This is a genomic window from Mesorhizobium sp. 2RAF21, from assembly GCF_052115345.1.
Taxonomy (GTDB): domain Bacteria; phylum Pseudomonadota; class Alphaproteobacteria; order Rhizobiales; family Rhizobiaceae; genus Mesorhizobium; species Mesorhizobium terrae.
Genome location: NZ_JBFRGM010000019.1, coordinates 51,736 through 65,391, shown reverse-complemented (window position 1 = coordinate 65,391; position 13,656 = coordinate 51,736). Strand labels below are relative to the sequence as shown.

Below are 13,656 nucleotides of genomic sequence, written 5' to 3'. Positions count from 1 at the left end.
ATGGCAAAATTGAAGCTTGGGCCGATCGTGGATGAGAAACCTGTAAAGGCGGCGGTGGAACTGCCTGCTTCTCTTCATCGGGATCTCACGGCCTATGCGGAAGCACTCGCCCGTGAGACTGGCCAGCCTGTCACAGACCCCATGAAGCTGATCGTGCCGATGCTGGAGCGATTCATCACGTCCGACCGGGGATTTGCAAAGGCGCGCCGCGCTTCGCGCTAGATCGTGGCCCGACTCCGGGCGAGATCCAGTAGGCCGCGAAGCGCTTTGCTGGAATTGTGCGGCGACCAAATGGCGCTGAACCTTAGCGGCTCCGGTTCGTCGCGCAGCGGCAAGAAAGTGACGCCAGGAAAGGCGGCTTGCGCTGTTGCTTCGCTGCAAAGGGTTATTCCGTAATCGCCCGCCACCATCGAGAGGAGCAAGCAGCGGTCGACGTTGCAGCGTTGCACGCGCGGTTGCAGGCCACGTTCTTCAAAGCGGCGCAAGACATGATCATGCACCTGTGGTCCGGTTCCGTTGTAGCGCACCAGAAATAAATCATCCTTCAGGTCGCACCAATGCAGCGCGTCGCCGCTGGCGCGGAGATCGCGTGTCGACACCGCGATGAACAGGGGTTCCGTCCAAAGCGCCCGGCAGTGGCAATCCGGGACGTCGGTGATCGCAGCGACGAATGCAACGTCCAGGCTGCCTTCGCGCACCCGCAGGATCGCGTCCTTGGCACGTCCGTCGAATAGCTCCAGTTCAACGCCCGGCCACTGCTGACGGTAACAATGGAGAAGATCGGCCAGGAATCCGGCGGCGATCGTCGTCGGCACGGCGAGCCGCACGCGGCCGAGTTCGCCGGTGCCAATCATCCCGGCTGTCTTCACCGCATAGGCAAGCTGGTCTATTCCATCGGCGACCTGCGCCAGAAAGAAGCGTCCAGCTTCGGTCGGCTGGACGCCACGATGCCGTCGCTCGAACAGACGGACGCCGAGCGTCTCTTCCAATGCACGGATGCGCTCGCTCACCGACGACTGGCTGACGCCGAGCGCGGTGGCCGCATGCCGGAAGTTCAAATGCTCGCCGACGGCGACAGCCTGGATCAACGAGGCGAGCGGGATGCGTGTGCCCAGAAGGCGGCACTGCCGGCAGTGCAGGGCGTCGGCTTCCTCCGACCACTTGCAGGGGCGACGCCTCACCATCGTGCTCCCAATGCGGCAGTGCGGTCACAATGGCGTCGGCATCGTTGGCGCCGCGGGCAAGGTTCGGTCCGTCCCAGCGCCCGTCGAGCAGGCAGGGCAGCACCAGCCGTCGCGTCGCCAGCGGCGGACATCCGACGATGCCGGCGGCCGTGGACGGCCTGCGCTGCGTCATCAGCACCTCTTGTCGGACTCACACCGGCGGCTACGGTCACCGAGCAACGGATAAAATCGATGGCGTGATCTCCGTCAGAACCGGTAGCGCAGGCTGGCGCCGAGCTAACGAGCAAGGCAAGCGCGCGGTGCAGGGACGGTTCGATGAGACGGTCCTGCAGTCTGGAACGATCGGTTGCGATCATGGAAGACCGATATTGTCTTCACTGTTCTCAGTCCGCTCTTTAGCGATCGGCCGCTCCAGTCTTTGTTCAGCCCCGTCTTCACCAGCATGCACGCTCCAAAGAATCAAATCCGCGAAAATCACAAACGAAAATCGCGAGTTTAGGACTGCATGTCTCTCCTCGAAAACGAGGAGAGATGACAAAAATCTTGCACGTTAATTGCAGTTTGGCGCGACAATGGCCTTGAAACTCAACGCAGCATTCTTCAGAAACTCGATGAGTTCCGTGTCTGGCGTAGAAATGGGTTGTTCTTTGGATTCTTGCTTCGCGCGATATTGCCATGATGAACCGATCGCGCGTCCGTCGTCATAAAGGCCGTCCCCAGCATCCCGTTCCCGGCACGCTGCCTGACGATCTCTATGACTATTACAGTGATGCGCCGGCGGCGCATCGCGACTCGCCGACCAGAAACACGACCAGAACCTGGCGCGTCGACGACGACTGGCCCGAGCGTGTGCCGGTCACAGAGGTCGAGGTTGACATCTTCGAGCGCTACTTCGGCGATGTGCTCGACCGACTGTTCGGCCCCATCGAGAACACGTCCCCGAACGCGGACTTGCCACCATTAACATCTGATGTTAACGATAGGTCGTGAGCGAGGATCACGACCCGACCCTCGACACGCTCTTCGAGCCGCCTTCGGGCAGGCGGTGGATGTGGTGTTGAAGGAGCGAGACATTTTATGAAGACGCTGCAGGTCGGAATCGCCGACTATGAAGAAATAAAGGCTCGCACCATGCGGATCGCACGCGGCGACGAAAAGCCCGCGCCGGACGATCCGAAGGTGTGGTTCACCTCCACCGAATCCTTCGCGCAAATTCTCTCCAGCGGAAACCGCGAGTTGCTGCGCGTTATCGACGAACAATCGCCCGGATCGCTGGAGGATCTGTCAAGAATTACTGGGCGAGCCAAGTCCAGTCTGTCTCGAACACTCAAAACGATGGCGAACTATGGCCTTGTCCGAATGGACCCCGGCGAAGGTCAGAAAGTTGTGCCCACGGTGCTGTATGACCGCGTGACCCTGGAGTTGCCGTTGATCGAGCGCCGCAAAATGAAGGGAGGCAGGCGATGAATATGCACAGTCCCGATGTCGCCCAGCGCGCCGCCCTCTACCTGCGCGTCTCCACCACGCGGCAGGCCGAACACGACGTATCGATCCCCGATCAGCGCAAACAGGGCGAAGCCTATTGCGCATCGCGCGGCTATCGGCTCATCGAAACCTTCGTGGAAGCCGGCGCCTCCGCCACCAACGACCGCCGCCCCGAATTCCAGCGTATGATCGAAGCGGGCACATCGAAGCCCGCACCCTTCGATGTCGTCGTGGTGCATTCCTTCAGCCGTTTCTTCCGCGACCACTTCGAGCTTGAGTTCTACGTCCGCAAGCTGGCGAAGAATGGCGTCAAGCTCGTCTCCATCACGCAGGAGATGGGCGACGATCCCATGCACGTCATGATGCGCCAGATCATGGCGCTGTTCGACGAGTATCAGTCCAAGGAGAACGCCAAGCACGTCCTGCGCGCCATGAACGAGAATGCGCGGCAAGGCTTCTGGAATGGCGCGCTGCCGCCGATCGGCTATCGCATCATCGCAGCCGAGCAGCGCGGATCGAAGACCAAGAAGAAACTGGAGATCGACCCGCTGCACGCCGATACAGTGCGGCTGATCTATCGGCTGTTCCTCGAAGGCGATGGCAATTCCGGTCCGTTGGGCGTCAAAGCCATCACCTGCCATCTCAACGAGCGGCGCATCTTCACCCGCGACGGTGGACGCTGGGGCCTCGCACAAATCCACTCGATCCTGACCCGCACGACCTATATCGGTGAGCACCGATTCAACACCCGCTCGCATAAGAACCGCGAGAAAAAGCCCGAGAGCGAGGTCGCAGTCATGGCGGTGCCGCCGCTGATCGACCGCGAGACCTTCGATGCGGTTCAGGCGAAGCTGAAATCCCGCAACCCCATGCTGGTGCCGGCTCGCGTCACGAGCGGTCCCACCCTCCTTACCGGTATCTGCTTCTGCGCCAAATGCGAGGGCGCAATGACGCTGCGCACCGGCAAGGGCAGCGCGGGCGGCATGTATCGCTACTACACCTGCTCAACCAAGGCGCGTCAGGGCAAGACTGGCTGCGAGGGACGATCGATCCCGATGGACAAACTTGACGATCTGATCGCGAGCCACCTGGAAGAACGGCTGCTCCAGCCGGAACGTCTGGAAACTATCCTCTTCAGCCTCCTCGACCGCCGACAGGAACGCGCCGAGCGCCGCCGTGAACACCTCGCTGAACTCAACCGGCGAATCACCGAGACCGACCAGCGGCTCAACCGGCTCTATGACGCCATCGAATCCGGCGTAGCCGCTCTGGACGATTCAGCGCTGAAAGAGCGCATCGCCGGCCTCAAGGCGCTTCGGGATCAGGCCACGGCCGACGCCGAACGCATTCAGGCAACGCTCGACAGCGCAGGCAATCAGGCGATCACCCCGGACATGATCGAGACCTTCTCCAGCGCCGCCCGCGCCGGGCTGCGCCTCGAAGGCGGCGGTTATCGGCGGGATCATCTGCGCGCCTTCGCGCAGCGCGTTGAGGTCGCAGACACCGAGGTTCGCATCACGGGATCGAAGTCGGAGCTGCTGAGAACCCTCGTTGCCGCTTCGAGCGTAAAATCGGCGGCTTTTGGCGTTCGCAGTTCTGTACTGAAATGGCGCGCCCGAAGAGATTCGAACTCCTGACCCCCAGATTCGTAGTCTGGTTTGAAGTTTTGGCCCATACTGCAGTCGAACACGGAGGCGACCATCGCGTTACGCAGCACGGTTCGCCAGCACTGCGTGAAGTGCCTCGGGCTTAAGGTGCGTGTACCGTTTCAGCATTTTCCAGTCCTTGTGTCCGGTTACCAGAGCTACCTGTTCAATTGTGAATCCGGCCTCGAAAAGGCGGCTCGTGCCTTCGTGTCGTAAATCATGAAAATGAAGATCGTGGATATCCAGGTCAGCGCATCCTCGACGGAAGGCGGTGCCGACTGACCGATGATTGAACGGGAAAATCCGATCGTCGTCATTGCTGCGCCGTGCCCGTTGCTCCTCGACAATGGCCCACGCATCGTATCCGGTTGCCGCGAATAGCGGTATGCGCTGATTGTTGCCTTTCTTGTTGCGTGGGTCTTTCCGGTCACGGATGAGAAGCATCCGCGTGCGAGTATTCATATCGGACCAGCGCGCCTTGCAGATTTCCTCCTGGCGCATCGCGGTTGCGACGGCGAAACGTATGATCTGGCTAACCGGTGCCAATTGACGAGGGTTTGCATCGAAGTGAGCAATGAGCCTGTCGAGTTCATCCTGGGTCGGTCGCCTGTCGCGCTGGTGGCCTTTCCCAACGAGGCCAAGCCTCTTTAGGGCGATACGCGCGAGATCAACCGGTTCGACCTTGACGGGCAGTCCGTGCACCGCAGCGGCATGAGACAGGATAAGTTTTACAAAGCCGATGTCGATACCGAGCGTCATTGGCCCGGCGCCTTGGGTGGCCCGGTCGCGACCAAAACGAATGAGTCGTTCGCGATCGAGAGCCGCGATGTTGCACTTCCCCAGATGTCTTTGGAGCATATCGAGGGTTGCGGCCTTGGAGCGGCGAGGGGACTTGCCTACATCGCACATGTCGTTGATATGAAGGTCGATGAGTTCGCCGAAAGTTTTCAGGCGCGCGATACGGGACTTGGTCGGCGTCTCACCGCGATCGACTTGGCGCTCGGCTTCGGTCGCCCAGCGCCGTGCGTCGTCTCGGCGCAGGAAGGTCTCGCTGACGTAGCGACCTTTGCGACGGACTTGGACACGCCAGGAACCGGACGAGAGCTTTGTGTAGGTGGCCATTTTTTCGTGTGCGCTCCGTGTGCACTGAGAGATCGAAACGTGGCGAAAAGGGTCGTATTCTGGCGTAAATTCGTCTGCACTCAGCAGGTTCTAATGATCTGATGTTAAAGAAAAAATGCTGAAAAATCAATATTATAGAGTAGCCGTGGCGCCCATGATGGATTGGACGGACCGGCATTGCCGCTTCTTCCATCGCCAGCTGACGCGTCATGCGCTGCTCTACACCGAAATGGTGGTGGCGGATGCGGCCATCCATGGCCAGCGTGAGCGGCTGCTGGGCTTCGATGCGGTCGAGCATCCGGTGGCCTTGCAACTCGGCGGTTCGGACCCGCGAAAGCTCGCCGAGGCGGCACGCATCGGCGAAGGTTTTGGCTATGGCGAGATCAACCTCAATGTCGGCTGTCCTTCGGACCGGGTGCAGTCCGGCACGTTCGGTGCCTGCCTGATGCAGACGCCGGCGCTGGTCGCCAACTGCGTGGCGGCGATGAAAGCGGCGGTGGCGATACCGGTGACGGTGAAATGCCGCATCGGCGTCGACGACCAGGACCCGGAGGTCGCGCTCGACGCGCTGGCCGACGGCGTGTTCGCGGCCGGCGCCGACGCCTTGTGGGTGCATGCGCGCAAGGCCTGGCTGCAGGGGCTCAGCCCGAAGGAAAACCGCGACATCCCGCCGCTCGACTATGACCGCGTCTACCGCCTGAAGGCACGGCTGCCGCAGCGTTTCATCGGCATTAATGGCGGTGTTCCGTCGATCGACGAGGCGGTGCGCCATCTCGGCCATGTCGACGGCGTCATGCTCGGCCGCGCCGCCTATCATACGCCCGGCATACTGGCCGGCGCCGACGCCGCGCTCTACGGGACTGTGCCGGAGCCGGTCGATTTCGCGGCGCTGATCGAGACGATGGCCGCCTATGCCGCGCGCCACATCGAACAGGGCGGTCGGCTCGGCCATGTCACCCGCCACATGATCGGTCTGTTCCACGGCCTGCCCGGCGCGCGCCGCTGGCGGCAGATCCTGTCCACCGATGCGACAAAACCCGGCGCGGGCGGGGAAGTGTTGCGCGCGGCGTTCGCGGCGATCGATTTCGCGGGCGCCGAGGAAGCTGCCTGACGCCGACAGCGCGTGTCGAGTAGGCTAGGCCGTGAATTTATAAACGCGAGATGACCGGTGTCGGGTGGAAAGCGGTCAGGCTGTTTACATGCTATTGGCTGAACTAACAGACGCATCCTTACAGCGTTCCCGCGCCGACTTCGTCACCGATGTCGTCATTCAATGAGTTGTAAGCGAAGATCCCGATTTTTCCATGCCACGGACTAGCCCATCTCATAGCCAACACAGCATTGAGATGAGTGTTAAAACGACGGAATTCGTCCGGAAACTCCGCCTATGCGACACTCCACTGTGACATGGTTCTTCGAACGTCGATCAAGAAATTCGGATTTATTTCACAAATTCAATTGGATAGGTCCGTTTTCGAAAAACAGAAGACGGGGCCATGTATTTAATTTATTAATAGCGCTGTGTGACAAGGAGGAGCTTCGTGGTCGATCCGGTCGAGAACTTCATAAGATATCAGGGCCCCTGTCTCACCAGCGCCGTCTCCGACCATCTGGTGCAGAACCTCGGCCTCACCCCGGCGGCGGCCCGCAAACGTGTTTCTCGCGCTTCCGGTGAAGTGAAGCGGCTAGCCTACATCACCTTTCCCCGCAAAGCGCGGTACGTTTACCTAGAGAAGCAATTCGGCTCGCCTGAATACTGGAGCAATCTGGTCGATGCGCTGCAGGACACGAACTCGGCTTATGGCTACGCCATTGCCGCGATCAGGCTTAGGGGCGGGGTCATTCCCGAGTCCCAGTTTCCAATTGCGAGCGGATCGCCACTTAAGCAGGCGAAGCACCTGTCGCCGGAAACGGTGCTCCAACGCCTCATTCAGGCAGGACTATTGGAACGACGGGATGTTCCCGGCCTCGGGGCCTGCATATCCCTGGTGCAGTCCGAACACCATTTCGACTTTATGGCCGCTGAAATGCGCGCCCGCCTGATAACCGAAGAGTTCCTGCTATATGCTGTTCGCGATTGGGCGCGGAAACTAGGCTTCGTCAGCTACGACAAGGTTGCCATGCGCGGGCCGGACAGTGCGCCAACGGTTGGTACATTCGCATGGGACCTCACTGCGCCATCTTATTTGAGCTTCATGGTGAAACCGGGCAAGGATGGGAAGATGAAGCCCGGATTTATAGCCTGCGACGTCTATCTTGGCGGGGAGGTTGACGTTCAGGGCATTCGCCCGTTCATCAACAAATGCCTGACGCTTCGGCGCCTTCGGAACGTCGGGCCATGCATGCAGATATTCGTTGCACATAAATACTCCGAAGAGGCGTTTGCCCTGCTTAAGCAGAACGGCATCGTTCCCGCCACGCCCGGAAATATGTTTGGGGATGAGATTGCCGAAGGGCTTGCCCAACTTTCCTCGGTGTTGACCAAGGCGGCGTTCACGGCCCTGAACCCTGAGGGGCTAGACCTGCTTTTCAAAAGGCTGGGCAAAATAGAAGGTGCGTCCGTCCAACTCCGGGGAACCCTGTTCGAATATCTAGCTGCTGAAATCGCCAGGAAGACGATCTCGCACCAGGTCAAAATGAACCAGATATTCAAATCGCCAGAAGGGAAAAAAGCAGAAGCCGATGTGGTTGCCCTCGTGGATGATAAGTCCGTCACATTCATCGAATGCAAGGGCTACAATCCCTACGCAGACGTGCCGAACAAGGAATTCACGCACTGGCTCCAACACAATGTCCCGGTCATCTACGCTGCTGTAAAGGCGCACCCCGAGTGGAAGAACCTCAAGGTCCAATTTGAATTCTGGTCCACTGCGTCGCTGTCAGATGACGCGTCCGCGATGTTCGACACTGCAAAGAAGACGATCAAAGCGTCGCGTTACACGATCGAACTGCGCCTCGGAAAGCAAATACACCAGCTCTGTAAAGACACCGGGAACGATGGTCTCGTGACCTCGTTCCGCAAGCACTTCATGAAATATCCACCCGTCGAGCAACAAGGTGTTGTCGTTCACGTCCAGCCTCAGGGATGGATGGTCGGCGCCTAGCGGACGCGTCAAACACTAGGATATTGTCGTTCCGCCGGATTCCGGCTCGTCCATCCGGCCTCGATCCTCGCGCCGCATTCCTTTATTTCGCCGATGCGAACCCTGTGGGTGCCTGCCTCCCACTCGGCGCAAATCCCCGATCAACATTTCCGCCAGACCTGGCTTTAGGTGCTCCACTGTCCGCCCTTACTTTTCGCTCGGGTAACAGCAGCTTTTGGGGCTTGCAGCCTCATTGTCAAAGTCCGAACGGCGGTCGGCAGCCGTCGCATCGCAACCCGATACGACAAGCTGGCAGAAAATTACCTTGCGGCTCTCAAACGCGTCGCAATCCACATCTGGCTACGACGTAACGGGTCTACGTCCCAGGGTGCTTAGTCGCGCAGGATCATGCGGTTGCCGCGCATGTCGAAGCCCGACAGCGAGCCGATGAAGTTCATGCCGAGCAGGCTCTGTTCCAGCGCGCCGGGGGACGCGACCAGAACCGGCATGTCGCGTCGCACGATGCTGCCCAAAGCCAGTTCGTTGGTGCGCACGGCCGCGGCACTGGCGGTGCCGTTGGCGGTCGAAACACGCACCGTGTAATTCAATCCTTCCGGGTTGATGCCGGCGGCGCGCGCGTCCTCGGCGGTCAGCACCGTGGTGGTGGCGCCGGTGTCGACGATGGTGTTCACCGGTTTGCCGTTGACCAGGATGCGCGCCTGGAAATGGCCGCCGTCGCCCTTGTCCAGCGTCACCGTGGCGCGGCCGTCTTCCACGCCCAGCGCCAGCGGGCTGCCGGGGATCAGGCCGGCGGTGACGCGGCTGGCGATATCCTGCAATTCGTAGCGGTACTGGTAGCCGGCAACGAGCACCAGCGCGATGATCGCCCAGGCGCCGAGATTGCGCCCCGTGGTGCCGAGCGACCCGCCTGATTGCAGCAGGCCGGCACCGATGACGGCGACGAGGATGCCCAGCCAAACCAGCCGGCCGAAATCATAGTTGCCGACGCCGAAGGTGGTGCCGGCGGTGTCGTTGTAGATCAGCAGGCCGGCCGCGGCCGCGATGACGACGAGGATCAGGATGAGCCCGCGGTTCATGCCGTCAAAGCGCCTCACCACGCTCGCGCGCCATGCGGGTGCGCCGGGTTTCGCGCCGCGGCCGCCGCTCGACCGTCTCCAGACGGGCCGGCAGTTCCGCCATGACGGCGCGGCGCTTGTCCGGCGTCATATCGAGCCAGGCCGAGATTTCGTCGCGCGTGCGCCCGCAGCCGAAGCAATAGCCGGTCTTCATGTCGATCGAGCAGACAAGGATGCAGGGCGATTCGATGGCCGTCATGGGATTATCCTAGGGGCACGCTCCCACATGGTGCAACGAATGTGGCAATGCAAGTCTCTCGCTTTACGCCAAACCGGGTCGTTTTCATGGCCGCGCGGTTGTGCCGGGCGGGCGGGGCGGCTATTGCCGGCCGGCCCAAGCAGGAACTTGCCATGACCAGCGCATTGCCCTTCGACGATTTCCGCGAGCTGATCGCCAACCTGCCGCCGGCCGACGCGGCGGCTGGCGAGCGTGTGCGCGCCCTGTTCGCCAAGGCGGACAAGCCGGCGGGTTCGCTCGGCCGCATCGAGGATGTCGCGGCCTGGCTGGCCGCCTGGAGCGGCAAGGCGCCGCCGGCGGTCAACCGGCCGCTGGTCGCGGTCTTCGCCGGCAATCACGGCATCATGCGCCGGGGTGTGTCGCCACGCCCGGTGGCGGCAACGGCGAATGCCGTGGAACTGTGCGCCGCCGGCGGTGCGGCGGTGAACCAGGCCTGCATCGCCTATGATCTCGGCCTCAAGGTGTTCGACCTCGCGCTGCATATTCCGACCGGCGACATCACCGAAGAAGCGGCGCTGGACGAGCGCGGCTGCGCCGCCACCATGGCCTTCGGCATGGAAGCGACGGCCGGCGGCACCGATCTGCTTTGTCTCGGCGACATCGGCGTCGGCAATTCGACCGTGGCCGCCGCCCTTCTGGCCGCAGTGCTGGGTGGCAATGGTGCGGACTGGGTCGGACCGGGATCCGGCGCGGATGCCGCCATGCAGGCGCGAAAAGTGGCCGCCGTGGATGCGGCTTTGGCTTTTCACGGCTCGAACCTCAAGGACCCGTTGGAGGCTTTGCGGCGTGTCGGCGGGCGCGAGTTCGCGGCGCTGGCCGGCGCCATCCTGGCGGCGCGCGTCCAAAAGGTGCCCGTGCTGCTCGACGGCTTAGCCGCCATCGCTGCGGCGGCGGTTCTGCACGCGGCCAATCCGGCAGCGCTCGACCATTGCCTGCTTGCCGGTCTTTCGCCGGAACCAGCGCACAAGAAGGCGGCAGAACGGCTGGGGCTGAAGCCGCTTCTCGACCTCGGTGTCGGTCACGGCGAAGGTTACGGCGCGGCGCTGGCAGCCGGCCTGGTCAAGGCGGCGGCGTTGACCAGTTCCGGCATGGCGGCGGCGATCCGCAACTGAGCAAAGGCCGGCGCGCCACTTGGGACGCGGCTGGCCAGAACTCGCTACGACGGATTTCAGACCGCCTCGATCCTCGACAGGCATTCGATGGCGAGTTTCGTGCGGTCGCCGATGTGGCGTGCCTCGCGGACCTCGAGGTAAAGCGCGAATGGCACCTCGACACCGCCTTTCCCGGCAAAGCCGATCAGCCAGCCGGCGGTTGCCTTGTCGAGACCGTTCCTGTCATCGACGCCGACCAGGCCGCTCTTGACCCGGATCGCGCCTTCGCCTGCCTTGGTGACGGTCATCACATCGACCGCCAGATCCTGGCTGCGCCTGGAAACCGGTAGGGCGCGGCGTTGCAGGCGCTCCAGGAAGGCAATTTGCTCTACCGGGCTGACGCGCAGTTGTCCGCTCAACCAGAACCGGTCGATGCCGCCGCCGATGTCGCGATTGCCGTAGTCGAGAAGGTCCATATAGGCCTGCATGCGCTCAGTGCCGATGCGCCGCGCGATCTGCTGGTAGGCGGGCACTGCGGAGGCGGCGATGGCCGAACGCAGGGTCTGGTCCTTGTTCCAGTCGGGAAAGCTGCGCTCGACGCCGTCCCATGCGAGGATGTCCTTGTCGGGGTCGGATACGACGCCGGTCTCGAATGCGATGATCGAATGGGCGACCTTGAAGCTGGAGGCCGGCAGGCGGGGTTCGCGGATCAGATGCAGGTCGCTGCCCACCAGCCGGTCGCCCTGCAGGGCAACGAAAGCGCCGACGGTTCCGGCCTTGCCAAAAATTTCATTGAGGTCTGGGCGGATCTCCACCGCGGCCAGCGGCTGCTTTTCCACCGGCAGTCGACCCTCCTTGCCGTGGGCGGCGCGGGCATCTCGGGAGAAGTTGTTCATCTTGACGGCAGCGTAGATGGGAGCCGCGAGCAAACCGGCGGCGAGTAGCCGCCGGCGCGACAAAAATCGGGTCATTCGTGGTTTCCTTGCGGGTTGGTCGTGAAGAGACGAACGGCGCGCCCATGCGCGCCGGAGGGGACCTGTCTGCGTCTCTTGAAAGGAATTATGGGCGCGTGACCGCGCACGCACAAACGATCAATTCTGAGCTTTGACCCTAGAAAAATTATTGGCTCAGCGGCGCCGTCCGGCGGCGGCGATCTTGGTCGGCAGCGCCGGCAGCTTTTCCATCACCCGGGTGGGCGGGAAGATGGCGATCGCCTCGGTGCCTTCGCGCAGCTTGGAGTGTAGCTCAAACTCGCCGCCATGCATGGCCATCAGGCCCTGCACGATGGGCAGGCCGAGGCCGGTGCCCTGCTCGGCGCTCTTGATGGCAATGGAGCCCTGGCCGAAGGCGGAGAGCACGACGGGAATCTCGTCGGCCGGGATGCCGGGGCCGTTGTCCCTGATCGAGACATATTGGCCGCCGCCCGCCGTCCAGCCGACGCGCACGCGCACCTCGCCGCCGGTTGGCGTGAATTTGACGGCATTGGAGAGCAGGTTGAGCGTGATCTGGCGCACGGCGCGCTCGTCGGCGAACAGCCGCGGCAGCTGGCGCTCGAATTCCTCGATGATGCGGATATCCTTGTTGCGGGCCCTCAGCTCCATCATGTGGCAGCAGTCCTCGACGACCGCCAGAAGCGTCACCGGCTCCTCGTTGAGCTGATAGCGGCCGGCTTCAATGCGCGACAGGTCGAGGATCTCGTTGATGAGATCGAGCAGGTGGCGGCCGGAATCGTGAACGTCGCCTGCATAGGTCTTGTAGGTGTCGTTGCCCATCGGACCCAGCACCTCATTGGCCATCACCTCGGAGAAACCAAGGATGGCGTTGAGCGGCGTGCGCAATTCGTGGCTCATCGAGGCGAGAAAACGCGACTTGGCGAGGTTGGCCTCCTCGGCGCGGCGGCGTGCCTCGTCGGACATCGACTTGGCGGTCTCCAGTTCGGCGATCAGCGCATCCTTCTCCGTGCGGAACGACAGCAGCATCACCGAGGACCGGTGCAGATGGTGCGCCACATAAGCGAAGAAGGGCAGGGCGGCGACCAAGAGCGTCACCATGATCGGCTCGGCCGGCATCCAGCCATGCGAGCCGACATAGGCATAGACGGCGACGGGAATTGCAAAGGTGGCGAGAAGCGCGCCGCGCAGCGACGAAGCCATGATGGCGGTGGCGGCCATCGCCATCAAAAGGATGACGGCCTTGATAACCTGGAACTGGTCGAGCACGCAGCCGCCGCAGCCCAGCGTGGCGAAATAGGCCCAGCCGAGGCCGCTGAGGAAATGCGCGGCCAGGAATGCGTTACGGGTCGATGTTTGCCGGATGTCGGCGGCTTCGGTGCGGTTGACGCGGCGCGCGATGATGCCGAGGCCGGCATAGCAGCCCATGGTGGCGAGCGCCCACACCAGCGCCTCGGAATTCATGCCGGAAAGGACGCCGGCGATGGCAATGGTCAGCACCAGAAGCGGCACGACCGCCGCGCCGTTGACCATCGCGCGCGCGTGCAATTTCAAAAGTTCGCGGTCGAAATCGGGATTGCCGGCCTGCTGGGAAAGGCGGTCGCGCGTACGCCGCACAGCGCGCGCGACATCGCTGTTGCGATGCGGCTTGCTGCGGTCCACAATGTTCTTGTCCGCCGTGGTCGAGCTTAACAATGGCATGAAACTTCAATCGTCGCAGG

The 13,656-nt window shown here is 62.2% G+C and carries 13 protein-coding genes; 7 read left to right on the top strand and 6 right to left on the bottom strand.

Features of this window, described 5'->3' with window-relative positions; translation table 11 throughout:
* On the top strand, window positions 1-222 hold the full coding sequence (locus AB4136_RS26075; RefSeq protein WP_024925085.1) for a DUF2274 domain-containing protein: 222 nt from the start codon (window positions 1-3) through the stop codon (window positions 220-222).
* On the opposite strand, the gene AB4136_RS26070 is transcribed toward AB4136_RS26075, so the two are convergent.
* Complete coding sequence (locus AB4136_RS26070) at window positions 219-1,184, bottom strand: LysR family transcriptional regulator (RefSeq protein WP_024925086.1); 966 nt, start codon at window positions 1,182-1,184, stop codon at window positions 219-221. The two genes, AB4136_RS26075 and AB4136_RS26070, sit on opposite strands and share 4 nt — an antisense overlap.
* Window positions 1,185-1,859: 675 nt before the next feature.
* On the opposite strand from AB4136_RS26070, the gene AB4136_RS26065 reads away from it, so the two are divergent.
* The 3 genes from AB4136_RS26065 to AB4136_RS26055 all read left to right on the top strand — a co-directional run bounded on the left by AB4136_RS26065 (window position 1,860) and on the right by AB4136_RS26055 (window position 4,306).
* Window positions 1,860-2,174 (top strand): hypothetical protein, encoded by a 315-nt coding sequence (locus AB4136_RS26065; protein ID WP_051504830.1) that lies wholly within the window; start codon window positions 1,860-1,862, stop codon window positions 2,172-2,174.
* An 87-nt stretch (window positions 2,175-2,261) separates the two neighbouring features.
* Window positions 2,262-2,651 (top strand): HVO_A0114 family putative DNA-binding protein, encoded by a 390-nt coding sequence (locus AB4136_RS26060; RefSeq protein ID WP_024925088.1) that lies wholly within the window; start codon window positions 2,262-2,264, stop codon window positions 2,649-2,651.
* On the top strand, window positions 2,648-4,306 hold the full coding sequence (locus AB4136_RS26055) for a recombinase family protein (protein WP_024925089.1): 1,659 nt from the start codon (window positions 2,648-2,650) through the stop codon (window positions 4,304-4,306). The genes AB4136_RS26060 and AB4136_RS26055 overlap by 4 nt, the downstream gene beginning before the upstream one ends.
* 69 nt (window positions 4,307-4,375) lie before the next feature.
* Here AB4136_RS26055 and AB4136_RS26050 read toward each other — a convergent pair whose 3' ends face one another.
* Window positions 4,376-5,437: a site-specific integrase gene (locus AB4136_RS26050; protein ID WP_137900806.1), complete on the bottom strand. Its 1,062-nt coding sequence runs from the start codon at window positions 5,435-5,437 to the stop codon at window positions 4,376-4,378.
* Window positions 5,438-5,552: 115 nt separating this feature from the next.
* On the opposite strand from AB4136_RS26050, the gene dusA reads away from it, so the two are divergent.
* Together dusA and AB4136_RS26040 are read left to right on the top strand one after the other, a co-directional pair.
* Window positions 5,553-6,548 (top strand): tRNA dihydrouridine(20/20a) synthase DusA, encoded by a 996-nt coding sequence (gene dusA, locus AB4136_RS26045; RefSeq protein ID WP_137900805.1) that lies wholly within the window; start codon window positions 5,553-5,555, stop codon window positions 6,546-6,548.
* Between the two features lie 430 nt (window positions 6,549-6,978).
* Window positions 6,979-8,541, top strand: coding sequence for a hypothetical protein (locus tag AB4136_RS26040; protein WP_024925092.1), 1,563 nt, complete (start codon window positions 6,979-6,981; stop codon window positions 8,539-8,541).
* A 371-nt stretch (window positions 8,542-8,912) separates the two neighbouring features.
* Here AB4136_RS26040 and AB4136_RS26035 read toward each other — a convergent pair whose 3' ends face one another.
* Window positions 8,913-9,617, bottom strand: a complete 705-nt coding sequence (locus AB4136_RS26035; protein ID WP_024925093.1) for a TIGR02281 family clan AA aspartic protease — start codon at window positions 9,615-9,617, stop codon at window positions 8,913-8,915.
* A gap of 4 nt (window positions 9,618-9,621) precedes the next feature.
* Entirely contained in the window at window positions 9,622-9,855 is a 234-nt protein-coding gene (locus AB4136_RS26030; RefSeq protein WP_024925094.1) for a DUF1289 domain-containing protein, read from the bottom strand.
* 152 nt (window positions 9,856-10,007) lie between these two features.
* On the opposite strand from AB4136_RS26030, the gene AB4136_RS26025 reads away from it, so the two are divergent.
* Window positions 10,008-11,006, top strand: a complete 999-nt coding sequence (locus tag AB4136_RS26025) for a nicotinate-nucleotide--dimethylbenzimidazole phosphoribosyltransferase (protein WP_024925095.1) — start codon at window positions 10,008-10,010, stop codon at window positions 11,004-11,006.
* A 56-nt stretch (window positions 11,007-11,062) separates the two neighbouring features.
* On the opposite strand, the gene AB4136_RS26020 is transcribed toward AB4136_RS26025, so the two are convergent.
* The gene (locus AB4136_RS26020; RefSeq protein ID WP_024925096.1) at window positions 11,063-11,956 is read right to left on the bottom strand and encodes a penicillin-binding transpeptidase domain-containing protein; all 894 of its coding nucleotides are present in this window, start codon (window positions 11,954-11,956) and stop codon (window positions 11,063-11,065) included.
* A gap of 156 nt (window positions 11,957-12,112) precedes the next feature.
* A complete protein-coding gene (locus AB4136_RS26015; RefSeq protein ID WP_024925097.1) occupies window positions 12,113-13,636 on the bottom strand; it encodes a sensor histidine kinase in 1,524 nt (507 codons plus the stop codon).
* Window positions 13,637-13,656: the final 20 nt, after the last annotated feature.